A 26,629-nucleotide genomic window follows, 5' to 3' on the forward strand; every position below is an offset into this window, starting at 1 on the left:
TCTTCGAGTGCGGGCGAATCGAGCTTTCCTCCGCGCCCGTCCGGGCACCTCCGCCGGTCCTAGCGTGACGCGCAGGTCGTCGATGCGGCCGGCTCGCCATCACCCCCAGGCGAGCGTTCGATCCTCGATTCGACGCCCAGCGGAGTGCCCCCATGTCCCGTGCCCGAACAGTCCTCCTCGTCACCGCCGCCCTCGTCGCGGGCCTGCTCACGGCGCCGAGCGCCGCGTCGGCCGCGACTCCCGGGACCACTCCCGTGACGGGCTTCGAGAGCGGCTCGCCCGCGCTCGCGACGGTGACCGGCACGGCCTCCACGGCCGTCTCCGACGACAGCACGGAGGGCGACTCGTCGCTCGAGGTCTCGTACGACGTCACCGGGGGGCTCGCCGAGCTCGGCTTCGACCCGCTGCAGGCGCCCGTCATCCCCGCGCCCGCCTCGGCCCTGACGGTCGACCTCCGCGGCGACGGCTCCTACAACACCGTCTACCTGCGGGTCCGCGACACGAGCGGCGAGACCTTCGTGCACCGCGTCGACGCGATGCGCTCGACCCAGTGGCAGACGCTCACCGTGGACCTGACTGCGGAGCCGGTGGCCCGCGACGGCGGCGACGGCAACGGAGTCATGGACGCGCCGCTCACCGTGGCCGGCGTCCTCGTGGTCCGCAACGGCGAGCAGCCGCGGACCGGCACGTTCGCCCTCGACGACCTGCGCGCGGACACCACCGGCTGGACCCTCCCCGTCGCCGCGTCGACCTACCTCGCCGCCGGGGCGAGCGCTGCGCTCTCCTTCGACGCCGGATCCGCGGGCGACTGGGAGCTGCGGCTCGCGGACGCCGCCGGGCTCTCGCGCACCCTCGCCGGCACGGCCGCCGCGGCGGGTCCCGTCGCCGTCGACTGGGACGGACGCGACGACTCCGGAGCCGCGATGACCGGCGACGTGCGCGCGGTGCTCCGCCAGGACGACTCGGCCGACGGTTCCCTCGGCGCCGCGACGACGACCGGCGTCCCGTTCCTGCTCACCCTGGCCGCGGCCGACGACCCCGACGCGACCTCGGTGGTCGAGGCCTTCGACGGCGGAGACGCCGGCTGGGGAGTCGCCACCGGATCCGCCACCCTGCGCCGCGCCTCCGCGGCCGGGGGAGGCGCGACCGGCACCGAGGGCACCGACGCGCTCGCCGTCGACTACGACCTCACCGACGGCATGGCCGGCATCACGCGGACCGCTCCGCTCGACGTCGCCACCGGCCCGGTCACGGGGCTGAAGGTCGACCTCAAGGGCGACGGCAGCTACAACACGGTCTACCTCCGCGTCACCGACGCGAGCGGCGAGGCGTTCACCTACCGGATGGACGCGATGCGGCAGACCACCTGGACCACGGTGCCCATCGACCTCACCCAGGACCCGGTGCTCGCTGAGGGGGGCAACGCCGACTCCGTGCTCGACATGCCGCTGACGCTGACCGGCTTCTACGTCGTGCGCAACGGCGAGCAGTCCGCCACCGGCTCGCTCGTGCTCGACAACCTGCGCGCGGTGAGCAGCCGGTGGACGATGCCCGTCGCCGACACCGAGTTCCTCGTGCCGTCGGAGGGCGGAGTCGCGAGCCTCGCGTTCTCGGCCGCCACGGCCGGCGACTGGATGATCGTCCTCCGCGACGGCACCGGCCGCAGCCGCTCCCTCACCGGCACCCTCGCGGAGCCCGGCGAGACCGCCGTGCAGTGGGACGGGAAGGCCGACGACGGCCAGGAGATGGACGGCCCGATCCGCAGCACCTTCCTGCAGGACTCGACCCCGGACGGGCAGTTCTCCGCATCGCGGACCCGCTCGGCGACTCCGACCCTGCTGACCGTCGCCGCGGCGCAGCCGTCGACGACCAGCGTGGTCGAGGGCTTCGAGGGTGCGGCGTCGGGCTGGAGCGTCGCGATGGGCTCGGCGGCGGTCTCGCGCACCAGCGCGCAGAAGACCCAGGGCTCCTACGCCCAGCGGATCGACTACGACGTCTCGTCGGGCCTGGTCGAGACGGTGCAGAGCACCCCCGCGACCGTGATCGCGAAGCCGGCCTCGTCGCTCCGGATCGACCTCAAGGGCGACGGCACCTACAACACCGTCTACACGCGCCTCCGCGACGCCTCGGGCGAGACCTTCACCTACCGGCTCGACGCGATGCGCTCGACGGCGTGGGCGACGATCGACGTCGACCTCACCGCCCCGGCCGCGCTGATCGAGGGCGGCGACGGCGACCAGGTGCTCGACTTCCCGGTGAAGCTCTCCGGCGTGATCATCGTGCGCAACGGCAGCCAGCCCGCGACTGGGACCGTCGTGCTCGACAACCTGCGCACCCTCGCCACCGGCTGGTCGCTGCCGACGGCCGCGACCGCGTTCTTCACCCCCGGCGCCTCGGCGACCACTTCGTTCTCCTTCACCGCGGCCGGCCCGGGCGACCACCGCCTCGAGCTGCGCGACAAGGAGGGGCGCGTGAAGACGATCACCGGGCGTGCGGCCGCGGCCGGCCCGGTCACCCTGACCTGGGACGGCTCGGACGACTCCGGGACCCGCATGCGCGGCGACGTCAGCGGCGTCTTCTCGCAGGACGGGACGGACGACGGCGTCCTCGCCTCGAACGCCACCCGCAGCGGGATCCCGCTCCTGCTGACCCTCGCCGAGATCGACGCGGACGCGAGCCTCGCGCAGTCCTTCGACTCCGCCGGGACGGACTGGGTGCAGGCCGCCGGCACCGCGACCCCCTCGACCTCGGCCACCCGCACCGAGGGCTCGGGCGCGCTGAGGATCGCCTACGACCTCTCCCGCGCCGACGCCGAGATCGAGACCGCGACGACTCCGGTGCCGCTGCTGACGCAGCCCGCGACCGCGCTCAAGGTCGACCTGCTCGGCGACAGCAGCTGGAACACCGTGTTCCTCAAGCTGCGCGATGCGACCGGCGAGATGTTCTTCTACCGCGTCGACGCGATGAGCCTCAGCCGGTGGACGACCGCGACGATCGACCTCCGGTCGCCCGCCGCGAACACCCACCTCGGCAACGACGACGGCGTGCTCGACTACCCGGTCTCGCTGGTGCGGATCAACGTGGTGCGCAACGGCGCCTCGGCCCCCGCCACCGGCACCGTCGTGCTCGACAACCTGCGCGTCCTCGACAAGGACTGGATGCTGCCGACCGCGAGCGCCGCGCGCTTCTCCCGCGAGAACGCGGCCACCACGACCGTCCGCTTCACGGCGGGCGGGCCCGGCGACTACGCCCTGGTGCTGCGCGACAGCGCCGGCCGCACCCGCACCTTCGGCGGGACCGCCGCCGCCGCGGGCGAGATCACCGCGGCCTACGACGGCACCGACGACAGCGGAGCCGCGATGGCCGGCAGCATCGCCGGACGCCTCACCTGGGACACGACCGCCGACGGCGCGCTCTCGGGAGCCGCCACGGCGACCCGCCCCTACCTCACCGGAGTGAGCGCCCGGGTCACCGAGGCGTCGCCCACGTCGATCAGCGGCATCAACAGCTTCCTCACCGAGCAGGACTCGCCCGTCGAGGCCGACCGGCAGGCCGCCCTCCTCGAGGACGCGCAGGTGCGCTGGGCCCGCGAGGAGTTCGAGTGGAAGCGCGTCGAGCCGCGCAAGGGCTTCTACGACTGGGCGAAGTTCGACCAGGCCGTCGCGATCAGCCAGGCGCGCAACGTCGACATGATCGGGAAGCTCGCCTACTCCGCGCCCTGGGCCTCGTCGGCCCCGGCCGGCACCGCGGCGGAGGACGCGCAGTACTACCCGCCGCGCAGCAACGCCGACTTCGCGTCGTACGCGGCGGCGACCGTGGCCCGGTACAAGGACCGCGTGCACGTCTGGGAGGTGTGGAACGAGCCGAACACCGACTACTACTGGCGCGGAGGCGCCACGGCCGGCCAGTACGGCGAGATGCTGAAGGCCGCGTACACGGCGATCAAGGCCGTGGACCCGACCGCGACCGTGCTGGTCGGCGGGCTCGACCAGTTCAGCGACCCGTTCATGGCGGGCGTGCTGGCGGCCGGGGCGGGCGACTCCTTCGACGGACTCGCGATCCACACCTACACGGTCGACGGAGCGCCCGAGACGGGAGCGATCCCGACCTACCTCGACGCGGCGCAGAACTTCCTCACCCGCAGCGCGCCGGGCCGGAGCCTGTGGATCACCGAGGTCAGCTGGGCGACCTGCACCACCTGCACCGGCGCCACCAGCGAGGCCGACCAGGCGTCGTACCTCTCGCGCTCCTACCTCGACGCCGCGGCCCGCGGCATCAAGGCGATCGCCTGGTACAACCTCGTCGGAGGCCCCGACCCGCAGGCGCCGCTGGACACCTTCTCGGTGACCGAGCGCTCCGGACGGCAGAAGCCCGCGTACGCGGCGCTGAAGGAGGTCGGCGCGGTCCTCGCGACCGGCACCGCGGTCGGCCGGGCGAGCGCGACCGCCTCCGCCTCGCCGGTGAAGGTCGACGACCTCTCCTCCACGAGCGGGTGGGCCGTGGCGCCGATCGGCGGCGGGACCGCCTCGCTGGCCGCGACGTCGACCGGCTACTCCGGCTCGGGCGCGCTGAAGCTGACGTACGACTTCTCCGGCGCCTCGAAGGGCGCGCAGCTGCACACCTCGCGCACCCTCCCCGGCTCGCCGACAGCGGTCTCGGTCTGGGTCAGCGGCGACGCGAGCACCAGCCCCGTCTACCTGAAGCTGCAGGACGCGACCGGGGAGACCTTCCAGGGCCTCGTCGGCAACGTCGGCGGCTCGCCGTGGCAGAAGATGACGCTGTTCTCGGACGGGCTGAACGCCAACTACACGCACTCCGGCGGCGACGGGGACGGGGTCTGGGACTACCCGGTGAAGCTCGTGGACGCCTTCGTCTACAAGGCGATGTCGGGCGTCTCCTCCGGCACGGTCTCGATCGACGACGTGACGGCCGACTACGGAGTGAACCTGCACGGGACGGTGCTGCAGACGCCGACCGAGACGGTGCAGGCGCTCTACACCGCGGGCCCGTCGACGGCCTCGGTGCAGGTCTCGGGAGCGACGGCGTCGATCCGGACCACCGCGGGCAGCACGGCGCTGACCGTCGCCGACGGCCACGCGACCGCGACGCTCGGCCGGACGCCGGCGTTCGTGGTCTCGGCGCCCGCGGTGACCCGCCCCGGCGGCACGACGACGCTCGACTGGATGACCGGCGACGGTGCGACGACCAGTGTCGCGGTGCTCACGGCGTCCGGCGGAGTCGCGAAGCAGCTGACCTCGTCGATCCGCCACCTCGCGGGCCGGCAGACCCTCGCCTGGGACGGACGTCTGACGAACGGCGCCGTCGCCCCGGCCGGGTCCTACAGCATGCGCATCACGACGACGACGCTCGACGGACGCACCAGCGTGCAGAAGGTCGCGTTCACGCAGCCCTGACGCGGGTCGCCCTCCTCGACTCCCCAGGAGTTGTCGCATTCGGCGTCGAGTGCGACGACTTCTGGACAGTGGGGAGCGACGGCCGGCGCTCAGAGGGCGGCGAGGATGGCCGCCGCCGTGGCTGCGTCCGTCACGAGCGTGTTGATCAGCGAGCCGCGGACGGCGCCGATGATGCTCGCGGTCTTCTCGGCCCCGACCGCCACGCCCACGGCGTGCGGCACGGCCGCCAGATCCTCGCGGGAGACGCGGACCATCCGGTCGCTGCCGGGGAACTCGAGGGCGCTCCCGTCGGCGTGGAAGAAGTCGAGGGACGCGGAAGCGCACCGCCCCCGGAGAGACGGTGCGCTTCTGCGACGGATCAGACCGCGACGAGCCAGGTGAGCTGCGAGTGCGGCTCGACGATCAGCGGGCCGAGCTCCCTGTTGAACTCGGCTCCGTAGTCGGCCGAGATGTGCGCCTGGAAGGCGTCCTCGTCGCGGTAGACCTCGTAGACGAAGAACCGGGCCGGATCGTCCTCCCGCCGGTAGGGCGTGAACTCGACATTGCCCGGCTCCCGGCGGACCAGGACGGCGAGGTCGGCGATCATGCCGGCGACCGCCTCCTCGTGACCGGGCTTCGCGGTGAACTCGGCGTAGAGGATGCGGGCGCTCATGCCGTCGCCGCCCCGGTCATGATCGCGACCGCGTCGGTCATCGAGTGCGACTGCGGGGTGATCGTCGCGGCCTTCTTGCCGAGGCGCTGGATGTGGATCCGGTCGGCCACGTCGAACACGTGCGGCATGTTGTGGCTGATCAGGATGACCGGGATGCCGCGGTCGCGCAGATTGCGCACGAGCTGCAGCACCTGGTTCGACTCGCGGACGCCGAGGGCGGCGGTCGGCTCGTCGAGGACGACGACCTTCGAGCCGAACGCGGCGGCGCGGGCGACGGCCACGGCCTGGCGCTGTCCCCCGGAGAGGTTCTCGACCGGGACCGTGACGTCCTGGAGGGTCGAGATGCCCAGCTCGGTGAGCTCGGCGCGCGCCTCCTTGCGCATTCCGGCGGTGTCGAGCATCCGGAAGACGGAGCCGAGGATCCCCTTCTTGCGCTTCTCGCGGCCGAGGTAGAGGTTCGAGGCGACGTCGAGCGCCGGGGAGACGGCGAGATTCTGGTAGACCGTCTCGATGCCGGCGCCGCGGGCGTCCTGCGGGCGCTTGAAGGTCACCGGCTGCCCGTCGAGGAGGATCTCCCCCTCGTCGGGGATCTCGGCGCCGGTGAGGCACTTGATCAGCGTCGACTTCCCGGCGCCGTTGTCGCCGATGATGGCGAGGACCTCGCCGGGGTAGAGCTCGAGGCTGACGCCGTCGAGCCCGACCACGCGGCCGAAGGTCTTGACGAGGCGCTTGGCCTGCAGGACGGGGGTGCGGGCGGCGGCGGGAGCGGTGCCCGCGGCGTCGATGAGGGTCACTTGCGAACCTTCCGGATCCACTGGTCGACCGAGACGGCGACGATGATGAGGACGCCGACAGCGAGCGTCTGGTAGAGGACGTCGAGCCCAGCGAGCGAGAGCCCGTTGCGGAAGACGCCGACGATGAGGGCGCCGAGGAGCGTGCCCCAGACCGTGCCGCGCCCGCCGAAGAGGCTGGTGCCGCCGATGACGACCGCGGTGATGGAGTCGAGGTTGAGGTCGGCTCCGGCGTTCGGGCTCGCCGCGTTGGTGCGGCCGATCTGGATCCAGGCGCCGATGGCGAGGATCGCGCCGGCGGCGAGGTAGACGCTCATCAGGACGCGGTTCACGCTGATGCCGGCCAGGCGGGCGGCCTCCTTGTCGTCGCCCACCGCGTAGACGTGGCGGCCCCAGGCGGTCTTGCCGAGGATGAACGCGATCACGATGTAGACGAGGAGCATCAGCAGGACGCCGTAGCTGATGCGGACGCCGAGGATGTCGAAGGTGCCGCCGGTGGAGGGCAGCAGGGCCGGCATGTCGGTGCCGCGGACCGTCGAGCCGCTCGAGTAGAGGAGCGTCAGCGCGACGAAGATGTTGAGCGTGCCGAGGGTGACGATGAACGGGGGGAGCCGGAGCTTCGTCACGAGCAGGCCGTTGAAGGCGCCCGCCGCGAGGCCGACGACCAGGCCCAGGAGCAGGGCGACGACCGCCGGGAGGCCGTTCTCGGTCGCGGTCTGCGCAATGACCATCGAGGTGAGGACCATGACCGCGCCGACCGAGAGGTCGATGCCGGCGGTGAGGATGATCAGCGTCTGCGCGACGGCGAGGGTGCCGACCACCGCGACCTGCTGCGTGATGAGCGAGAGGTTCGACGGGTCGAGGAAGCGGTCGTTCAGGAGCCCGAAGACGATGACGGCCAGGACGAGGACGACCGCCGGGCTGACGGCCGGATAGCGGTGCAGGACTCCGCGGACGCGGTCCAGCGGCGTGCGGCGGTCGAGGAACTCGCTCGCGAGGTCGAGGGCGGAGGTCGGCGGATTCGGGTCGGTGGTCTTCTGAGCCACGATGGCCTTTCTGGAGTCGCTGGGAGCGGGAGGAGGAGGGCGGGGCGCCGGAGCGCCCCGCCCGCGGTGGGCTACTCGCCCCAGCAGATCCCGGCGGCGTCGTCGGAGGTGATGCTGTCGAGGCCGTCGACGGGGGTGTCGGTCACCAGCTGCGAGCCGGTGTCGAAGAAGTCGAGGCCCTCGCTGGTGCTGGGCTTGGTGCCGTCCTCGGCGAGCTGGGCGATCGCCTCGACGCCGAGCTGGGCCATCTTCACCGGGTACTGCTGCGCGGTGGCGCCGATGAGACCCTCCTTGACGTTCTTCACGCCGGCGCAGCCGCCGTCGATCGAGACGAGCAGGACGTCCTTCTCCTTGCCCGCGGCCTGGAGGGCCTGGTAGGCGCCGTAGGCGGCGGGCTCGTTGATCGTGTAGACGACGTTCACGTCGGGGTTCTTGGACAAGAGCGTCTCCATGGCGGTGCGGCCGCCGTCCTCGGCGCCCTGGGTGGCCTCGTTGCCGACGATCTCGTAGTCGCCGCCGCTGTAGCTGCCGGTCTTCGCCTCGTCGCCGTTGGTCTGGTCGTCGGCGACGTCGATCCCCATGCCGGTGAGGAAGCCCTGGTCGCGGTTGTAGTCGACCGAGACGACCTTGTCGTCGAAGAGGTCGAGCATCGCGATGGTCGCCTTCTTCCCGTCGAGCTGCGCGGCGGTCCACTCGCCGATGGCCTCGCCGGCCTTGAAGTTGTCGGTGGCGAAGGTGATGTCGACGGCGTCGGCGGGGTCGGGCGCCGTGTCGAGGGCGATGACGAAGAGACCGGCGTCGCGCGCCTTCTGGATGGCGTCGACGACGGAGGGGCCGTTCGGGGTGATCAGGATGCCCTTGTCGCCCTTCGAGATCGCGTTCTCGATGGCCTGGATCTGGGTGTCCTCGTCGCCGTCCTCCTTGCCCGCGGCGAGCGTGAGGTTCACGCCGGCGGAGGTGGCCGCCTCCTTGGCGCCGTCCTCCATCGCGACGAAGAAGGGGTTCGTCGTCGTCTTGACGATGAGGGTGACGCCGACGCCGTCTCCGCTGCCGGCGGTGGAGCCGGCGTCGGACGAGCCGGGGCCGGAGCTGGAGCAGGCGGTCATGCCCAGGGCCGCGAGGATCGCGACGGAGCCGAGGCCGATGTACCGGGTGAGGCGAGGGGAACGGTTCGTCATTGAAAGTCCTGTTCATAAGGCGGGAGCAGCCTCCCGACAACGATGTCAGAGGTAGGTCTATCGGGTCGGTGACGCTAAGGTCAAGCGATCCTCCAGAAAGCGAGACCCGACCGTGACATCGTTGTCAGATCGAAGCGGCGCCGGTGCAGGCCGCCGTCCGACCATGAAGCACGTCGCCGCTCTGGCCGGAGTGGGCATCAAGACGGTCTCCCGGGTCATCAACGGCGAGCCGAACGTGTCGGCCGCCACGATCGAGCGGGTGCAGGCCGCCGCCTCGCAGCTGCAGTACCAGCCGGATCTGCACGCCGGGAACCTCCGCCGCTCCAACGGGCGCACCAACACCCTCGGACTGCTGGTGGGCAGCGTGGCGAACCCCTTCTCGGGTGCTCTCCACCGTGCCGTCGAGGATCTCGCGAACGAGCGCGGGGTCGCGGTCTTCGCCTCGAGCCTCGATGACGACCCCGCCCGTGAGCGCTCCTCGGTGAACGCCTTCGTCTCGCGGCGCGTCGACGGGCTCATCCTGACCACGGTCGCGCCCAGCCAGGCCTACCTGGGCGTCGAGGTGGACCGCGGCACGCCTGCGGTGTTCGTCGACCGCGTCCCCTCGGGGATCACGGCGGACGCGGTGATCACCGACAACGCCGCCGGCATCGCCCGCGCGGTGGGGCACCTCGCCTCCTTCGGGCATCGCCGCATCGCGTTCCTGGGCGACCGGCCCGAGATCTTCACCGCGCAGGAGCGGGAGCGCGGCTTCCTCGAGGAGATGAGCCGCCTCGGCCTGCCGGTTCCGCCCGCGTACGTGCGCCACGGCGCCCACGACGAGCACGCGGCGGAGGAGATGGCGACCGCTCTGCTCGACCTCGAGGTGCCGCCGACCGCGATCGTCGGCGGGCAGAACCTGATCACGATCGGCGTGCTGGCCGCGCTCCGCCGTCGTGGCGCGCACGGAAGAGTCGCCCTGATCGGCTTCGACGACATCCCCCTGGCGGAGCTCCTCGAGCCCGCCGTCTCGGTGATCGCGCAGAACCCCGCGGTCATCGGGCGGACGGCCGCCGAGCGGGTGTTCCTCCGCCTCGACGGCGAGGACGAGCCGGCGCGGACGTTCGTGATCCCCACCGAGCTGATCGCCCGCGGCTCCGGCGAGGTGCCCTGCCCCGACTGAGAGGAGGTGGGACGGGATCTGATCTTTCTCGCAGACCGCTCTTGAATTGTCCGAAGGACAGTCCGTAGATTGCCCAGCAATTGACAACGTTGTCACTCGTGACACGCGCAACGAAGGGCGTTCTTCCGTGCTTTCTCCTCATCGCTCGCTCCCACGGCGCAGCGGCCTGGTGGCCGTCGCCGCCGCGCTCTGCCTCGTCGGCGGCGGGCTCTCCGTCCCCGCCGTCTCCGCCGCTCCGCTCGACGCGGCAGCGGAGACCTACCGTCCGGCGATCCACTACTCGCCGACGAAGAACTGGATGAACGACCCGAACGGGCTCGTGTACTACGAGGGGGTCTACCACCTCTACTACCAGTACAACCCGCAGGGGACGCGCTGGGGGAACATGAGCTGGGGCCACGCCACCAGCACCGACCTCACGCACTGGACCGAGCAGCCGCTCGCGATCCCGGGCGATGCGGAGTCGGACATCTTCTCCGGCTCGATCGTCGTGGACAAGGACAACACCTCCGGATTCGGCACCGCCGAGAACCCGCCCCTGGTGGCGATGTACACGGCCGCGTACAAGACGGGGGAGCAGGCGCAGGCGCTCGCGTACAGCACCGACGCCGGGCAGACGTGGACGAAGTACGAGGGCAACCCGGTCATCGACCGCGACCAGAACGACTTCCGCGACCCGCACGTGTTCTGGTACGACGGCGGCACTCCGGAATCCTCCTACTGGGTGGTCGTCACCGTGGAGGCCGACGACCACAAGGTCCTCCTCCACAAGTCGACGGACCTGCGGAACTGGACCGAGCTCAGCGAGTTCGGCCCGGCCAACGCGACCGGAGGCGTCTGGGAGTGCCCGGACCTGTTCCCGCTGGCGGTCGACGGCGACCCGTCGAACATCAAGTGGGTCATGGTCGTCAACCTCAACCCGGGGGCGGTGGGCGGCGGCTCCGGCGGCCAGTACTTCGTCGGCGACTTCGACGGCACCACCTTCACCTCCGAGTCGACCGTCGGCTCCGACACCCTCCCCGAGGGCACGACCCTCGCCGGCTTCGACGATGGCACCTACAACGGCTGGACCGTGGACAACGAGGCCGGCAACTGGAAGAACGGGCCCTTCGGCTCCGCCCCCGCCACCGGTCCGATCGACGGCCAGCAGACCGTCACCGGCTTCTCGGGGACGGGACTGATCAACGGCTTCAACGACGGCGACTGGCCGGTCGGCACGATGGAATCGCCCGACTTCACCGTGGACCAGGACCACCTGAACTTCCTCGTCGGCGGCGGCAACCACCCGCACGTCGACGGCACGCAGCTCGCCAACGACCCGCCCGCCGGGAGCGAGCTGCTCTTCGAGGGCTTCGAGTTCCCGGACCAGCAGGGCCTCGCGGACAACGGCTGGGCAGTGACCGGCGACCTCGTCGGCGGCACCAACCCCTCGACCAGCGGCGGCGAGTTCTTCCTCGGCCAGAAGCGGATCAACACCTTCGACGGCGGACCGAAGGGCGACGACAACCTCGGCACCCTGACCTCGCCGGAGTTCACGATCGACAAGAGCCACCTGAGCATGCTCGTCGGCGGAGGCTTCCGCCCCGAGGGAGACGCCCAGACCCTCGAGGTGCAGCTCGTCGTCGACGGCGAGGTCGTGCGGACCACCGCCGGCACGAACGACGGCGCCCTGAACTGGAAGAGCTGGGACGTCTCGGCCTACCAGGGGAAGGCGGCGCGGATCGTCGTCGTGGACGACGCGACCGGCGGCTGGGGTCACCTGACGGTCGACCACATCGTGCTCGCCGACACCCCGGCGCAGGTCCGCTCCAACGAGACGAGCGTGAACCTCGTCGTCGACGGGGAGATCGTCCGCACCGCGACCGGCAGCGACAGCGAGACGCTGGACTGGAAGAGCTGGGACGTCGCGGACCTCGCCGGCCGCACGGCGCACCTGCAGGTCGTCGACAACAACCGCGCCGGCTGGGGCCACATCCTCGCCGACCAGTTCATGCTGTCCGACGAGCCCGCGCAGAGCCGCCTCGTCGACTACGACTGGCTCGACTGGGGCCGCGACTACTACGCAGGGGTCACCTTCGACAACGCGCCCGACGACAAGCGGATCATGATCGCGTGGATGAACAACTGGCAGTACGGCGAGGCCATCCCGACCGGGACCTGGCGGGGAGCGATGGCCCTCCCGCGCGAGCTCTCCCTCGAGACCGTCGACGGCGCCCCGAAGCTCGTGCAGAAGGTCGTCGATCAGACCGCGGCCCTCGAGCGCGGCGACGAGGCGTTCACACTGGGCGCCACGGACATCGCCGACGGTGAGACCGCACTCCCGGCCGCCGCCGAGGGCAGCGTCTACAAGCTCGACGCCGTCTTCAGCGCCGGGGACGCGGACTCCTTCGGCCTCTCGGTCCGCAACTCCGCTGACGGCTCCCAGCGCACGCCGATCACCTACGACATCGCGTCCGGTCAGCTGAGCGTCGACCGCACCCGCTCGGGCGACGTCGGCTTCGACGCCGACTTCCCGTCGGTCGAGACCGCCCCGGTGGCGCTCGACGACGGCGAGCTGCACCTCGAGCTCTACGTCGATCGCGCCTCCGTCGAGACGTTCGCGCAGGGCGGCCGCGCGACGATCACCGACCAGGTCTTCCCCGACCCGAGCAGCACGGGAGTCTCGCTCCTCTCCTCCGGAGGGACGGCGCGCCTCGAGAGCCTGACGGTCACACCGCTCACTCCGTCGATGTTCACCGATCCGGCGGCGGTCGCCTCGCTGACCCCCGCGGGCGCGGAGCAGACCGTCGAGACCGGAGCGGCGATCACCGGCCTCGGAGTCACCGCAGCGAACGCGGCCGGCGAGCCGGTGGCGGGCGCGGACGTCGCGTACACGATCGAGGGTCCGGCCCGCTTCGCCGACGGAGGCACGACCGCCGCCGCGACGACCGGCGCCGACGGCTCCGCTCCGCTCCCCGCGGCCACGGCGGGCCCCGGCACGGGTGCCGTCTCGATCACCGCGGTCTCGGGAGGCGTCAGCCGGCTCCTCCCCGCCGTCACCGTGGTCGCCCCGGCGACCCGGGTCGACGTCGACGTGACGATCACCGGCGTGAAGCGCGGCGGCTCGGTCGTGCTGACCGCCACCGCGACGAACGAGGGGAGCGCGCCGGTCCGTCTCAGCATCCCGACGGCCTTCGGTGAGCTGAAGGTCGCTTCGCTGGCGGCGGGCCGCACGAAGACGGTCTCGGTCGACACGCACCTCTCCCGGGTGCCGTCGGGCTCGTTCCGCGTGACGGCGACCGCCCCGGACGGGACCCGGGAGACCTTCCGGGTGGCGTACCGCGGCACCGGCAAGTAGCGGCGAGGAGGGGCGGCGGCTCCGGGCTGGACCCGGGGCTGCCGCCCCTTTCCCGCGCCCGCTGCCGGCCGACGGACGAGCCTGTCGCGCGAACGGGACTCCGATGCGTCACGAACGGTCGTCAAGCACGCCTGGAAGCGACCGTTCGTGACGCCTCGATCGCGGGCAGCGGACCGTGCGCGGGGAACGCCGCACGGAGAGGGGCTGTCAGGCGAGCGGCTCGCGGTCGCGCGTCAGTGGTGCCGCCCGCAGCGCCCGCATGTAGACCCCGTACCGCCGCAGCTGGCCGGCCGCCGCCGCGGCGCGTCCGGGGCGCAGGCCGGACAGCCGGTACACCAGCATCCGCGACGCCATCCCCGCGAGCACGACCGCCCGCCAGACCTGCTGCTGCAGGTCCGAGCGCGCCATCCGCCAGCCGTACAGGTCGAAGAGGTTGACGATCCAGGCAGTGCCGACGCGGCCGTCGACGCCGCTCGAGGAGCCGCCCATCGCGTGCAGGGCGTGCAGGCGCGGATCGAGGACCACGCGCAGGCCCTCGGCGCGCAGGCGGAGGCAGATCTCGACGTCCTCGGCGTACATGAACCAGCGGTCGGTGAGTCCGCCGACGCGGTCCCAGACGGCCAGCGGGATCATCAGGCAGCCGCCGCTCACCCAGTCGACGTCGCGCGGGCGGCCGTGCAGGTCGGCGGCGAACAGGTAGTGGCCCTCGAAGGAGGGGAAGCGGCGACCGAGGCGCGAGAGGCCGGTCTGGTGCAGGAGCATCCGGCGGACCGTGGGGGCGTGGCCGGCGGCGACGATCACGACGTCCTCGCCCTCGTTCTCGAGGAGGGGGGAGACGGCGCCGATCGTCGGATCGCTGTCGAGGAGTGACGCGAGCGAGCCGACGACCTCCGCCGAGATCTGCGCATCCGGGTTCAGCAGCAGCAGGTGGCGGCCGGTGGCGTGGGCGGCGCCGAGGTTGACGGCCCGCGAGAATCCGGCGTTCTCGGTGTTCTCGACGACCTGGACGTCCGGGTACTCGGCGCGCAGCACGGCGACCGTCTCGTCGCGCGAGAGGTTGTCGACCACCAGGATCTCGACGCTCTCGTCGCGGCCGGCGAGCGCGTCGAGGCAGGAGCGGATGACGCCGATGCTGTTGTAGGTGACGATCACGATCGACACGGACGGCCCGCTCACGGCAGTACCGCCACCATCGCGGCGCGCAGCCGGGCGACCACGGCGTCCCAGCTGTAGTACTCGAGCACCGGAGCCGGATCGAGCGGCTCCGGCGGGTCGGCGACGAGCTCGCGGATCGACGCCGCGATCGCCGGCACGTCGCGCGGATCGACCAGGCGGGCGTGCTCGCCGAGGATCTCGCGGAACACGGGGATGTCGCTGGCGAGGATCGGCGTGCGGCAGGCCAGGGCCTCGAGGGTCGGCAGGCCGAAGCCCTCGTCGAGGGTGAGGAAGAGGAACAGCGCGGCGTTCTCGTAGAGCCAGCGGAGCTCCTCCGTCTCGATCCGTCCGAGCAGGCGCACCGAGCCGTCGTCGAGCGCGGCGCGCACGGCCGGGGGGAACTCGGTGCGGACGCCCGAGGCCTCGCCGACGACGAGGAGCGGGAAGGAGGGGGAGAGCACTCCCGAGGCGAGAGCGGCCTCGATCGTGGTCGCGAGGTTCTTGCGCGCGTTGAGGCGGCCGACGGCGAGGAGGAAGCCGTCGAGGCCGTCGACGCCGGCGGGCGCCACGGGCTCCGCGGCGGCGAACGCCCGGTTGAGGCCGAGGCCGACGGGCACCGCGCTCGTCGCGGCGGACGTGCGGACGATGCGGCGCGACTCCGCGACGCTGCTCGCGATCACCACGTCGGCGCGGCGGACGCTGAGCGGCATGAGCGAGAAGTAGGCGCGCTCCTTCCGCGTGAACCACTCCGGATTCGTGAGGAAGAGGAAGTCCTGGATGAACACCGCGGACCGCCCCGTCAGGGGGGTGAAGTTGTGCGCCAGAGTGATGTCCGGGCGGAGCCGGAGAGAGAGCAGAGCGAGTTCGAGAACAGCACTGATCCCCTGCGGCCGGAGTCTCGTCGGCACTACTCGGGCGAGTCCCGCTAACTCCCGTCTCGCCGTCTCCACCCCCGTCAGGGGGACAGCAATGACAAGGGAATCCTCAGGAAAGAGCCGCGCCCAGGAGAAGGTGATCTCTCGCATGACCTCACGGTTGGAGATCGGGCCGCGAATCCACCAATTACCATCGAGCAGGACCCGTAGGGATCCTCGGTGCGAACCTGTGCCGGGCATTCGACCCCTGTCTGGGAATGGGTTCTCATGGATGTCCCGACTGTAGCGAACGGACTCCTGCACCGGACGCCCACGAGTACCGGCCCGAGGGTCGCCGCACCGAGGAGAGGGCCCCATGAGAGCTCGACGCCGCACTGCACTCGTCCGCTGGGCCGTCGCCGCGCTGGGGGCTGTCGTGGTGCTCAACGCGGTCGTCGTCGCCCAGACGCAGGTGGGCTCGGACGCGACCGCCGACTTCCTGAGCTCGGTCACGGCGCTGACCAACATCCTCTCGGTGATCGCCTTCGCGATCGCGGGCCGGAGCGCCTGGCGATCCGCGCGATCCGGGGGCAGGAGGAGTGCTGCGGCGCACGGGGAGTCGCGGGCGATCACGGCGATGCGCACCCTCAACACCGCCACGCTGCTGAGCATGTCGGGCCTGTTCCTGGTGATATACGGGCCCGCCGTGCTCGGCGACCCGGCTCAGCTGAACCCGAGCACGGTGGTCCTGCACGTGCTCGTGCCGGCGCTCGCGCTGGTCGAGCTGCTCGCCGTCCCGGGCGCCCGCCCGGTCGACCTCCGGCTGGTCTGGGCGGTGATGGTGTTCCCCGTCCTGTGGTTCGCCTACACCTTCGCCAGGGGCGCTCTCACGTCGCGCTACGTGTACGAGTTCCTCGACCCGGAGCTCTCCGGCGGGGAGCGGATCATCGTCGGGATGACCGTCCTGATCCTCTCGATCTTCTTCCTGATGGGTGTCGCGATCCTGTCCCTCCAGCGGTGGCGAACGGCGGTCCGTTCGCCGCTAGTATGAGCGCCAATACCCGCCTTCGGGGGTGTGACAACACCGTCGGACAACTGCTGTGCACCGTCGCATCGCCTGGTATTGCGACAGCAGAGTTTCGTCGGGCGCGCGCCTTTCTCACGGCGCCGCACAACAAAGGGAGAACCGGGACATGGGCAGGTCGGTCGCCATTATCGGCACGCGGGGCTATCCCAGTTACTACGGGGGATTCGAGACAGCCGTCCGACGTCTCGCGCCATTCCTTGCGGAGCGGGGATGGGAGGTCACGGTCTACGGAAGGCCGGGCACCACGGCCCTGCAGGACCCGGACCGCGACGAGCGGGTGAACACCCGGCAGACGCGGGGAGTCGAGAGCAAGTCGCTCAGCACCCTCTCCTACGGGCTCACGGCCGCTCTCGACGCGGCGAAGCGCAAGCCCGACGTCGCCCTGGTGCTCAACTGCGCCAACGGCTTCTGGCTGCCGATCCTCAAGCAGCGCGGCATCCCCACCGTCGTCAACGTCGACGGCATCGAGTGGGACCGCGCCAAGTGGGGCCGCTTCGCGAAGTTCGTCTTCCACCAGGGCGCGGTCTGGACCGCCCGCCACGGCGACCGCATGGTCTACGACGCCGCGGCGATCGAGACGCGCTGGAAGCGGGAGTTCGGCCGCGACGGCGACGTCATCCCCTACGGCGGCGACGTCCCCCCGGAGCACCCGGTCGAGCCGGGGCTCACCCACCGCGGCTACGCGCTGATCGTGGCGCGCTTCGTCCCCGAGAACACGGTGCCCGAGTTCATCGAGGCGGCCGAGCGGATCGCGCGGACCCACGACGTGGTCGTCGTCGGCTCCTCCGGCTACGGCGGGCCGATCGACCAGGCGGTCAGCGCCCTCGCGCAGCAGAACGCGCGGGTGCACTGGTTCGGGCACGTCAGCGACGACACCCGGCTCCACTCCCTCTGGCAGCACGCCGGGGCCTACTTCCACGGGCACAGCGTCGGCGGCACCAACCCGGCTCTCGTGCAGGCGATGGCCTGCGGGGCTCCGGTCGTCGCCCGCGACACCGTCTTCAACCGCGAGGTGCTCCAGGAGGCGGGGCGCTTCGTCGCTCCGACCCCGGACGCGATCGCCGAGGGCGTGCTCGCCGTGCTGAACGACCCGATCGAGCAGGAGCGGCTCTCGTACCGCGGGCACCTGCGGGCCGTGCACTCCTACTCCTGGGCCGAGGTGAACGCCGGCTACGAGCGCTCGCTGCTCAGCGTCATCGCCGAGCGGGCCTCGGCGGGAGCGAGCAGGAGCCGGGCGTGAGGGCCCCGCGCGACCTCGGCTACGACGACCTCCTCATCAGCTACCACGTCGGCCCGCTGACGGGCGTGACCGCGGAGCGTGTGCGCACTGCGCTGCGCGACCTCCTCCTCTCGCCCCGCGGCGCCGTGCTCCTGCGGCGCCGCACCCGCCTCCGCGGGTGGCGCCGGATCGACGTGGCCGCCGCCCTCGACGCGGCCGAGCGCGCCGTGCGGATCGTCGACGGCCCGCTCGAGCGCGAGGACCTGGCGCACCGACTGCTGGCGCCGCAGTTCGCGCCAGGCGAGCTGCCGGTCCGGATCCTGTTCGACGGCGCGACGGTCGGCTTCACCCTCCCGCACAGCCTCTTCGACGGCACCGGAGCGACCGCGGTCGTCGCGCTCGTGATCGAGAAGCTGGGCGCCCCGGGGGCCGACGGCACCGCTCCGAAACCGCTCGCCGCCGCTCCGCTGCGCGAGATCGTGGAGCGCTTCGAGCTCACCGGTCTCGCCGGCGCCAGGAGGGCCCGCGACACCTTCCGCACCCTGACCGCCGCGACCGGCACCGGCTACCAGCTCGACGCGACCCTCTCGAAGGAGGAGTCGGACCGCCGCGCGCGCCTGGTGACCGCGGTGCTCGGCCCCGAGACTCTGCGGGCGATCGCCGCGACCCCGGAGCAGGCGCGCGAGGGCCGGCGCCCCGCCCGCCCGCCGGTGTCGCTCAAGACCGCGAGCCTCGTGCTCCGCTGCCTGCAGGACTGCGCCGCCGACGGCCTCGACTTCCGCGTCGTCGTCCCGGTCGACGCGCGCCGCTGGGTCGCGAAGGGCACCGAGGTCGGCGGCAACCTCTCGCCCTCCCTCCCGCTCGGCCGCCTCCGCGCCGACGACTGGTCCGCGACCTCGCTCCTCGAGCGGCTGTCCGCGGCCACCAGGTCGGGCCTCCCCGCGACCTGGCTGCTCGCGAGCGCGCTGCTGAGCATCAAGACCCTCGTGCAGCACCCGCTGGCACCCCTGCGCACGCCGCGCGGGACGCCCCGCGTGCCGTGGGAGATCCACGTCTCCCTCCCCTCCACCGAGGTGCCCGTCCCGGAGGAGCTGCTGCCGCGGATCGAGCCGGACACCATGGTCGGCGGGATGCCCGCCCACCTGCGCTTCCCGCTCGGCGTCTGGGTCGAGATCGCGCCGCTGCGCGACAGCATGCACCTGACCGTCCACGACGAGACCGGCACCTTCGCTCTCGACGGCTTCGAGGAGCGGCTGCTCGCCGCCGTCGGCGCCCGGGCCGCGGAGGCCTCGTGAGCGGGCTGCTGCGCCTCCTGAACTCCCCGATCACCATGCTCGCGAGCCGCCTCTCGGTGGCGGCGCTCGGGCTGGTCAGCGCCCCGCTCATCGCGCAGGCCCTCGGCCCGAGCGGACGCGGCGAGACGGCCGCGGCCCTCGCCTCGATGTACCTGATCCCGATCGTGCTCGCGCTCGGGATGCCCCTCGAGATCCGCCGGCGCGTGCTCGCCGCGGCGGGCGACCTCGGCGCGGTGCGCACTGCCCGGCGGCTCGCGCTGCTGACCGCGATCCCGGCGGCACTGGTCGCCTGGCTGCTCACCTCGACCCTCCTCTCGGCGCTCGACGAGGCGGCCACGATCGCGGTGTTCGTCGCGATCACCGGGACCCCGCTGATGGTCTGCTGGATGATCGACATCGGCGTCGTCGGGGCGCAGCGCCGCTTCGGAGCGGTCGCGCTGCTCCAGGCCACGCAGCCGCTGGTCTACGTCGGCGGGATCGTGGTGCTGTTCCTCCTCGACTCGATCACCGTCTCGGGCGTGATCTGGTCGAACTTCGCCGGCTCCGTGATGACCGCGCTGATCGGCTCGCTGCTCAACCGCCCCCGCGGAGCCGCTCCGGCGCCCTGGCGGCCGCTCGTCCGCGGCTCCGTCACCTTCTACGGCGCGCAGGCCTCGGACGCCGCGTACCAGCGCCTCGACCAGGTGATCATGCTGCCGCTGATCGGCTCGCACCAGGCCGGTCTCTACTCGGTCGCCGTGACGATCGGCACGCTGCCCGTGTTCCTCGCGCACGCGGTCGCCGCTCCGGTGTTCTCGGACATCAGCCGGACGGAGGGGGGCGCCCGCGTCACCGCGACCGGCGACGCGCTGCGCTCGGCCTTCGCGGTCGGCCTGGCCTCGGCCGTGTTCCTCGCCGTCGTCACCCCCTGGGGCGTGCCGTTCCTCTTCGGCGACGAGTTCGCGGAGGCGATGCCCGCGGTCTTCTTCGCGATCCTCGGCTCCGTCTTCGTGGTCGTCACCGTCAGCGCGGGCGAGGTGCTCTCGGCGCGCAACCGCGGCATCAGCCTCACCGTCGCGCAGGGCGCCGGGCTGATCACCTGCCTCGTGCTCCTGTTCGCCTTCGGCCCGGCGAACGGCGCGATCGCCGCCGCCATCGCCAACGCGAGCGGGATCCTGATGGCGCTGGTGGTGATGGTGCTCGCGATCCGGCCCCCGGCGCGGACCATCGTCCCGCGGCCCTCCGACGTGCCGCTGGTCGTCCGGCGCCTCACGATGCGGGGCGGCGCGGCATGACCCGCACCGCGGCGCCGCTGCCCCGGGCCGGCTCCCGCACGGTCGCCCGCGGACCGGTGCGCACCCGCCGCACGCTCCGCGCCCTCCTCGGCCGTGACGGGCTCGGCCTGCCGTGGCTGGGCGTCCTGCTGCTGGTCTTCGCCCTCCCCGCGAACGGAGTCGCCTCCGCGTTCCTGCCGGGCGCCTCGGCGACCGCGTTCGGCGCGATCAAGGACGCCACGATCCTCGGACTCTTCCTGCTCGTGCTGGTCAGCGGGCGGATCAAGCGGGTGCCGGTGCCGATCGTCGTGCTGGTGCTGATGATCGTCGGCCTCGGCGCCGTCTCGGCCGTGTGGACCGAGAACCCGATCCAGGCCGCGTACGGCTGGCGCAACGACTTCCTGCCGTTCCTCGCGCTCATCGTGGTGCCCGCGGTGCTCGAGAAGCGCCACCTCGGGATCCTCGCGACCGCGTTCGTCGTCGCGCTGCAGCTCTCGTCGATCACGACGATCCTCACCTGGAACCAGGGGCTCGACTGGCTGTTCACCCTCGGGGTGTTCCCGCTGGCTCCCGGGACGCCGTTCCCCTCCTCCCTCTTCGTCGCCGGCAGCATCGTGCCCCGCGGCTTCAGCCCCTACAGCGCCCCGAACGAGAGCGCCGTCGCCGTCACGATCGCGCTCGCCGTGCTGTGGACCCGCCCCCGCTGGCCGCTGTGGCTGAAGGGCGCTCTGACGCTCCTGCCGCTGGTGGCCGTCTACCTGACGCAGTCCCGGAGCGGCTACATCGGCCTGGCGATGCTCGCGGTGACCCTGGTGGCCTGGGCGCTGTTCCGCGCGAAGCCGATGCTGGTGTGGGCGATGCTCACCGTGACCACGGCCGCGGCCGTCGGCGGAGTCACGCTCTACCTCTACATCGACAAGGTGATCTCGCACGTCGCCGACCCGTCGCTGATCGGCCACAGCGACAGCCTGCTCGAGAACATCCCGCTGCTCGTCGCGCACCCGTTCGGCTTCGGCCTCGGCAAGGTCGGCCCGCGCGCGCAGCTGTACTCGACCGACAGCGTCCTCGTCGAGAGCTTCTTCCTCGTACTCGCGATCGAGTCGGGGATCATCGTGATGCTGCTGTTCGCGGCGCTGCTGGTGTACCTGTTCCTCCGCGGGCTGCGCGCGCCGACGCTCGACGGCTTCCTGCCCACGGCCGTGGTCGCGGGCACGCTGGTCAGCTACACGGTGCTGCCGACGCTCCAGGAGGGTCCGGTGGCGTACACGCTCTGGATCGTCTGCGGCATGGGCGTCGTGGCGGGGCGGGCCGAGCAGGCGGTGCGCGCGGGCACCGCCCGGGTCCGCGAGCCCTCACCCTCGCGCAACGCCGCCCACCTCGACGGGCCGCGCGCCGGCACCGGGGCGCACGTCGTCACTCCCCGCGGGGAGGGGCGCCGGCACCGGCTGCAGCGCTCGCGGGTCTCAGGCGGACGCCGTCGCCGCGGCGGCGACGACCGTGCTGCGGGGAGCCTGCGCGACAACGGTCCCGAGGACGTCGCCCCCGACGTCCCGTAGCCGGTCGGCCGCGGCGACGAGGTCGGCCGAGGACGAGACGCCGGCGCCCGCGACGAGGACGGTCGTGGCGACCATCTTGCCCAGCAGCACCGCGTCGGTGGCCGAGAGGATCGCGGGGGAGTCGACGATCACGTGGTCGTAGCGGCGCGAGAGGTGCGCGATCACGCGCTCCATCGCGGGGGTGCCGATCAGGTCGCTCGGGTTCGCCTGGCTGCCGCCGGCCGTGAGCACCGTGACGCCCTGCGCGCTGACGGGCAGCGACCCGTCGGCGGGCAGGGTGCCGGTGCGGAGCAGGTCGGCGAGGGTCGGTCCGCCCGTGGGGACGCGGAAGACCGTCGACTGCGCCGGGTCGCGCAGGTCGGCGTCGATCAGCACCACAGTGCGGCCGATCTGGGCGATCGAGACGGCGAGGTTCGCGGCCACCGTGCTCTTGCCGTCGCCCTCGCGGGCGGAGGTGACGAGCAGGGTGCGCTCGTGGGTGCCGGAGCCGAACAGGAGCGTCGTGCGCAGCATCCGGAACGACTCGGCGACGGCGCTGCGGCCGTCCACGACGAGGGGGGAGCGACGGACGGCTGTGTCGAAGGGGATCGACTCGAGCACCGGCAGGGTGGTGCCGGCGGCGACGTCCTTGGCCGAGCGGATGCGGGAGTCGCCGAGCGAGCGCAGCACGACGACGCCGACGCCGAGGATGAGGCCGGTCGCTCCGCCGAGCACGAGGTAGACGAGGAGGTCGGGGCTGAGCGGCGAGCCCGGCACGGACGCCGCCTCGAGCACCTTCACGTCGACCCGGCTCGCGCCGCCCGTGACGGGGCGCTCGATCTGCGCGACGTAGCTGCGCAGGCTCTCGGCGACGGCGTCGGCGATCCGCGCGGCCTGCTCGGCGTCGGCGTCGACCACGTCGATGCTCATGATGACCGTGCCGGGGAGCGCGGCCGGAGTGACCTCGCCCGCCAGGTCGCCGACGGTCATGTCGAGTCCGAGGTCGTCGATGACGGGCTGCAGCACCGAGCTCGAGTCGACCAGCGCGACGTAGGAGGCCACCCGGGCCTCGGCACTCGTGAAGGAGGCGCCGACCTCGGCGCTGGACTGGTTGTCGGCGGTCGCGACGGAGACGAACACGGTCGTCTGCGCCCGGTACTCCGACTCCGACGCCATGGTCGCCACGGAGGCGGCCGCGAGGCCGAGGGCGACGAAGATCGAGATGACGAGCCAGCCCCGGCGGAGAAGACGTCCGTACTCGCGAATTCCCACAGTGCCGTCCTTGTCGAGGAGGGACCCGGCGGACCGGATCGAGACGATGAGCGTGCTGGTGTCGATCCTGGCAGAACCGCGCCTCGTGTCACCGGCGCCGGGCCGTGCGGACGCCTCCGGACCGGCGCGGCGGGGCGCATCCGGCCCGTCGGGGGCTCAGGCCTGTCGGATCCCGCCCGGTCGGTGTCGCGGGACGACGGACGGCGGCAGGCCGGACCGCGCCGGACCGCCTCCGCTGCCGCCTCCGACCGTGCCTACTTCTTGTAGCTCCTGGTGAGGGTGTTGTCGCCGGGGGTGGGGTCGCCGATCGCGGTGGAGCTCTTGGCGGTGATGGTGGAGGTGCCGGTCTTGGGCGTGAGGACGATGGTCCTGGTGGTGCTCTGTCCGGCTGCGAGGGTGGGGATCTTCCAGGTGAGGACCGTGGTCCCGGCGATCCTGCCGGGGGTGCGGGTGGCGCCTCCGGTGTCGGTGACGGTGGTGGGGACGATCATCTGGATGACGGTGGATCCGGTGTCGCGGGTGCCGACGTTGGTGACGGTGGTGGTGGCGGTGAGGGTCCTGCCGGTGATCTTCGTGGCGGTGGGGGTGAGGGCGACCTTCAGGTCGGCGCGGCTGCCGGAGACGATCTTGACGATGCGGGTGGCGGTCGCGGCGGCCCAGGTGCCGTCGCCGGCCTGGGCGGCGGTGACGGTGCAGGCGCTCGTCCCGGTGAGGGTCACCGTTCCCGCGGAGGTGACGGTGCACGGGCCGGTGGCGGTGTAGGCCACCGGGAGACCGGAGGAGGCCTTCGCGGCGAGGGAGTAGGCGACTCCGGTGGTCGGGGTCGCCGACGTGTTCGCGGTGAACGCGACGGTCTGCGGCTTCTTCTCGATCGACGCGGCGGTCACCACGAGGGTGCGGGTCGCCTGCGGGGCGGCGTTCCGGTCGGCGTCGCCGGCCTGATCCAGGGTGAGCACGCAGTCTCCCGGAGCGGCGAAGGTCACGGTGCCGTTCGCGACGGTGCAGGCCGCGGAGGCGGTCCCGAGGACGATCGGGGCGCTCGACGCGCCGCCGGTGACGGTCGGAGTCCACGTTCCTCCGACGACCGCCGCGGGAGCGGTGGAGGTGAAGGCGACGGTCTGCGCAGCCCTGCCGATCGTGAAGGCGCGGTCGGCGTGAGCAGCGGCGTGCGCAGCGTCGCCGGCCTGCTCGAGGGTCAGGGTGCAGGTGCCGGCGTGGTCGTAGGAGACCGAGCCCCCGGAGACCGAGCAGGCTCCCGAGGCGGCGAGCAGCGGATCGGCGGAGGACGGGCCCCGGACGATCACCGGCGTGGACGATCCGCCGACGACCGCGTCGACCGGAGCGTCGCCGCCGAACGAGACGGACCCGGCGGCCAGGCCCACCGCGATGGTCTGCGAGACCTGCGCAGCGGCGAGATGACCGGAGTCGCCGGCCTGATCGGCGGTGACGGTGCAGGTGCCGGCGCCTCCGAAGGTGACGACGCCGTCCGTCAGGGTGCAGGCGCCTGAGGCGGCGAGCACGACCGGCTGCCCGGACGCGCCGCCCGTCGCGGCGGGCGTGTAGGTGCCGCCCGGGACGGCGGGGGAGGGGGGAGTGGAGGCGAAGGCGATCGTCTGGGCCGGGAGGGTCACCTGAACGGTGCCGGCGACGTTCGGAGCCTGCTGATAGGTGGAGTCGCCCTGCTGGAACGCGTAGTACGAGCAGGTGCCGACAGCGGTGAGGAGGATGTCGACGGAGCCCGGATCGACCCGGGTCGTGCGGCAGGCGTCGTACGCGACGGCGAAGGCGGGCAGGCCCGAGCTCGTGGTCATCGTGAGGGTGACGGTGTCGCCGACGGCTCCGGTCGTGGGAGGGGTCGGGGCGAGGGTGATCGTCTGGGGTCCCTTCCGCACCGTGAAGGTGGACGACCGCTGCAGAGCGGGCGCGTAGTCCGCGTTCCCGAGCTGGTCGGCGGTGACGACGCACTCCTCGCCGACCTCGGTGAAGGTCACCACGCCGTCGGCGATGGTGCAGCCGCCGGTCGCGCCGTAGGTCGTGGGAAGCCCCGACGTGGCTGTCGCGACGGGGGAGTAGGTGGCGGAGCGCGCGGTGTCGATGCCGTGCGGGTAGTCGTAGACGATGCTCTGCGGGAGGCGGTCGACGGTGAACGATCCGGTGCGCTGCGGCGCGGGGAGGTAGAGCTCCGAGCCCTCCTGGTCGAAGCGGATGGTGCAGGTGCCCGGGCGGAGGTTGCGCACGGAGGTGCCGCCGATGATCGAGCAGACCTCCGGGGTCGTGCTCGTGACCGTGACCGGCAGGCCGCTGCCGGCACTGGCGCGGAGGTCGGCGTCCTCATCCGTCGTGAGAGCGCTCGTGGGGAGGCGGAAGTCGATGCTCTGCGCCTTCCGCACCACCTCCTCCACCGGCTTCGCGACCACCGTGAAGCTCGTCTCGACCGCCGGGGCCGACGCGTAGCGCTGGTCGCCGGGCTGGCCGGCGCGGACGACGCAGGTCCCCGCGGCGACGCCCGCGAACACGGACCGGCTCAGTCCCTCGAAGAGGAACGGAGTGCCGTCGAGCCGGCAGACCTCCGGCGTCGTGGTCGTGAAGTCCACCGGGAGACCCGAGGTGGACGTCGCGGTCACCGAGTAGGAGCCGGTCGAGTACGCGTAGCCCGCCAGCGCGAAGGCGACCGACTGGGACCTGGGCGAGAGAGTCCTGGTGCGGACGACGTCCGGAGCCGCGGTCCAGCCCGTCCCCCCGGCCTGGGAGGCGGTGATGGAGCAGAGCCCGCCGATCCGGCCGACCGCGCGTCCCGCGGTCACCGTGCACACGTCAGGAGTGGTGCTGACGTAGGTCACCGGCAGACCCGAGGACGCGGTGGCCTGCAGGACGAGGTCCCGACCGTCGGTGTCGAGGCCGGTCAGCTCCGGGAACGCGATCGACTGCCCGGTCTGCGCGGTGAGGGTGAAGGTCGAGCGCGTGATCGGCGTCCGTGCGTAGACGACGGGATCCCGGTTGTACCCGTTGAATCCGGTGTAGAGCGCGCGGATCTCGTGGCTCCCGCGCGCGAATCCCTCCGGGACCTCGATGCTCACGGTCTCGGACGTCTCCGCACCGGTCAGCGCGACGGTGCCGAGCGGTCGCTGCGTCTGGCCGGTGAACTCGGTGAACGAGATCGATCCTCCGCCGATCTGGTCCGGCTTCCTCGTGTAGCCGGTGTCGACGTCCCGGTACGAGTTCTTCGAGAGAGTGGCGGTGAGGGTCGTGGGGACGTCGATCGCGGTCGTCGACGCGCTCACCGTCATGGTGGCGTCGGGGAGCCAGGCGACCAGTGCGTCGCCGACCTTGTAGGGGCTGAGTCCGGGATCGGCGATCGGCCAGCTCCCTCCGCCTCCGC

At 72.2% G+C, this 26,629-nt stretch carries 16 protein-coding genes and 1 pseudogene; 8 read left to right on the forward strand and 9 right to left on the reverse strand.

Translation table 11 applies throughout. The features are described 5' to 3' along the window. The first annotated feature begins 152 nt into the window (after positions 1-152). A complete protein-coding gene (locus tag C5C39_RS17270) occupies positions 153-5,414 on the forward strand; it encodes a FlgD immunoglobulin-like domain containing protein (RefSeq protein ID WP_146083929.1) in 5,262 nt (1,753 codons plus the stop codon). Positions 5,415-5,503: 89 nt separating this feature from the next. On the opposite strand, the gene C5C39_RS12400 is transcribed toward C5C39_RS17270, so the two are convergent. The 5 genes from C5C39_RS12400 to C5C39_RS12420 all read right to left on the reverse strand — a co-directional run bounded on the left by C5C39_RS12400 (position 5,504) and on the right by C5C39_RS12420 (position 9,081). Further along, positions 5,504-5,791: a sugar-binding domain-containing protein gene (locus C5C39_RS12400; RefSeq protein WP_104350141.1), complete on the reverse strand. Its 288-nt coding sequence runs from the start codon at positions 5,789-5,791 to the stop codon at positions 5,504-5,506. Then, on the reverse strand, positions 5,773-6,066 hold the full coding sequence (locus C5C39_RS12405) for a putative quinol monooxygenase (protein WP_104256430.1): 294 nt from the start codon (positions 6,064-6,066) through the stop codon (positions 5,773-5,775). Before C5C39_RS12405 ends, C5C39_RS12400 begins: the two co-directional genes overlap by 19 nt. Further along, complete coding sequence (locus tag C5C39_RS12410) at positions 6,063-6,860, reverse strand: ATP-binding cassette domain-containing protein (protein ID WP_104238957.1); 798 nt, start codon at positions 6,858-6,860, stop codon at positions 6,063-6,065. The genes C5C39_RS12405 and C5C39_RS12410 overlap by 4 nt, the downstream gene beginning before the upstream one ends. Next, positions 6,857-7,903: an ABC transporter permease gene (locus C5C39_RS12415; protein ID WP_104238958.1), complete on the reverse strand. Its 1,047-nt coding sequence runs from the start codon at positions 7,901-7,903 to the stop codon at positions 6,857-6,859. The genes C5C39_RS12410 and C5C39_RS12415 overlap by 4 nt, the downstream gene beginning before the upstream one ends. Before the next feature lie 71 nt (positions 7,904-7,974). Continuing rightward, positions 7,975-9,081 (reverse strand): substrate-binding domain-containing protein, encoded by a 1,107-nt coding sequence (locus tag C5C39_RS12420; RefSeq protein ID WP_104238959.1) that lies wholly within the window; start codon positions 9,079-9,081, stop codon positions 7,975-7,977. Positions 9,082-9,244: 163 nt separating this feature from the next. Between C5C39_RS12420 and C5C39_RS12425 the strand changes: the two genes are divergently transcribed. Next, entirely contained in the window at positions 9,245-10,243 is a 999-nt protein-coding gene (locus C5C39_RS12425) for a LacI family DNA-binding transcriptional regulator (RefSeq protein ID WP_104353495.1), read from the forward strand. Positions 10,244-10,541: 298 nt separating this feature from the next. After that, the gene (locus C5C39_RS12430) at positions 10,542-13,580 is read left to right on the forward strand and encodes a GH32 C-terminal domain-containing protein (RefSeq protein ID WP_104353506.1); all 3,039 of its coding nucleotides are present in this window, start codon (positions 10,542-10,544) and stop codon (positions 13,578-13,580) included. Positions 13,581-13,787: 207 nt separating this feature from the next. Here C5C39_RS12430 and C5C39_RS12435 read toward each other — a convergent pair whose 3' ends face one another. Continuing rightward, positions 13,788-14,756 (reverse strand): glycosyltransferase family 2 protein, encoded by a 969-nt coding sequence (locus C5C39_RS12435; protein ID WP_181136376.1) that lies wholly within the window; start codon positions 14,754-14,756, stop codon positions 13,788-13,790. Next, the gene (locus C5C39_RS17540; RefSeq protein ID WP_181136377.1) at positions 14,753-15,520 is read right to left on the reverse strand and encodes a glycosyltransferase family 1 protein; all 768 of its coding nucleotides are present in this window, start codon (positions 15,518-15,520) and stop codon (positions 14,753-14,755) included. Before C5C39_RS17540 ends, C5C39_RS12435 begins: the two co-directional genes overlap by 4 nt. Before the next feature lie 445 nt (positions 15,521-15,965). Here C5C39_RS17540 and C5C39_RS17545 point away from each other — a divergent pair, with 445 nt between their 5' ends. From C5C39_RS17545 to C5C39_RS12465, 5 genes are all read left to right on the forward strand, one after another. Beyond that, on the forward strand, positions 15,966-16,640 hold the full coding sequence (locus C5C39_RS17545) for a Pr6Pr family membrane protein (protein ID WP_181072722.1): 675 nt from the start codon (positions 15,966-15,968) through the stop codon (positions 16,638-16,640). A gap of 142 nt (positions 16,641-16,782) precedes the next feature. Then, positions 16,783-17,916, forward strand: coding sequence for a glycosyltransferase (locus C5C39_RS12450; protein ID WP_104353497.1), 1,134 nt, complete (start codon positions 16,783-16,785; stop codon positions 17,914-17,916). Then, the gene (locus tag C5C39_RS12455) at positions 17,913-19,190 is read left to right on the forward strand and encodes a hypothetical protein (protein WP_104353498.1); all 1,278 of its coding nucleotides are present in this window, start codon (positions 17,913-17,915) and stop codon (positions 19,188-19,190) included. The genes C5C39_RS12450 and C5C39_RS12455 overlap by 4 nt, the downstream gene beginning before the upstream one ends. Further along, positions 19,187-20,464 (forward strand): lipopolysaccharide biosynthesis protein, encoded by a 1,278-nt coding sequence (locus C5C39_RS12460; protein ID WP_104353499.1) that lies wholly within the window; start codon positions 19,187-19,189, stop codon positions 20,462-20,464. Before C5C39_RS12455 ends, C5C39_RS12460 begins: the two co-directional genes overlap by 4 nt. Further along, on the forward strand, positions 20,461-21,999 hold the full coding sequence (locus tag C5C39_RS12465) for an O-antigen ligase (protein WP_104353500.1): 1,539 nt from the start codon (positions 20,461-20,463) through the stop codon (positions 21,997-21,999). The genes C5C39_RS12460 and C5C39_RS12465 overlap by 4 nt, the downstream gene beginning before the upstream one ends. Here the strand turns inward: C5C39_RS12465 and C5C39_RS12470 are convergent. After that, positions 21,907-23,250, reverse strand: a complete 1,344-nt coding sequence (locus tag C5C39_RS12470) for a polysaccharide biosynthesis tyrosine autokinase (RefSeq protein ID WP_104353501.1) — start codon at positions 23,248-23,250, stop codon at positions 21,907-21,909. The genes C5C39_RS12465 and C5C39_RS12470 overlap by 93 nt on opposite strands. A gap of 254 nt (positions 23,251-23,504) precedes the next feature. Next, positions 23,505-26,629 (reverse strand): annotated as a pseudogene (locus tag C5C39_RS17550) (DUF11 domain-containing protein); the annotation flags it as partial.

The organism is Rathayibacter sp. AY1F3, from assembly GCF_002931975.1.
Lineage (GTDB): Bacteria > Actinomycetota > Actinomycetes > Actinomycetales > Microbacteriaceae > Rathayibacter.

Coding starts and splice junctions, on each gene's coding strand:
- C5C39_RS17270 (WP_146083929.1), top strand. CDS start 153: ATGTCCCGTGCCCGAACAGTCCTCCTCGTCACCGCCGCCCTCGTCGCG.
- C5C39_RS12405 (WP_104256430.1), bottom strand. CDS start 6,066: ATGAGCGCCCGCATCCTCTACGCCGAGTTCACCGCGAAGCCCGGTCAC.
- C5C39_RS12420 (WP_104238959.1), bottom strand. CDS start 9,081: ATGACGAACCGTTCCCCTCGCCTCACCCGGTACATCGGCCTCGGCTCC.
- C5C39_RS12425 (WP_104353495.1), top strand. CDS start 9,245: ATGAAGCACGTCGCCGCTCTGGCCGGAGTGGGCATCAAGACGGTCTCC.
- C5C39_RS12430 (WP_104353506.1), top strand. CDS start 10,542: ATGAACGACCCGAACGGGCTCGTGTACTACGAGGGGGTCTACCACCTC.
- C5C39_RS17545 (WP_181072722.1), top strand. CDS start 15,966: ATGAGAGCTCGACGCCGCACTGCACTCGTCCGCTGGGCCGTCGCCGCG.
- C5C39_RS12450 (WP_104353497.1), top strand. CDS start 16,783: ATGGGCAGGTCGGTCGCCATTATCGGCACGCGGGGCTATCCCAGTTAC.
- C5C39_RS12465 (WP_104353500.1), top strand. CDS start 20,461: ATGACCCGCACCGCGGCGCCGCTGCCCCGGGCCGGCTCCCGCACGGTC.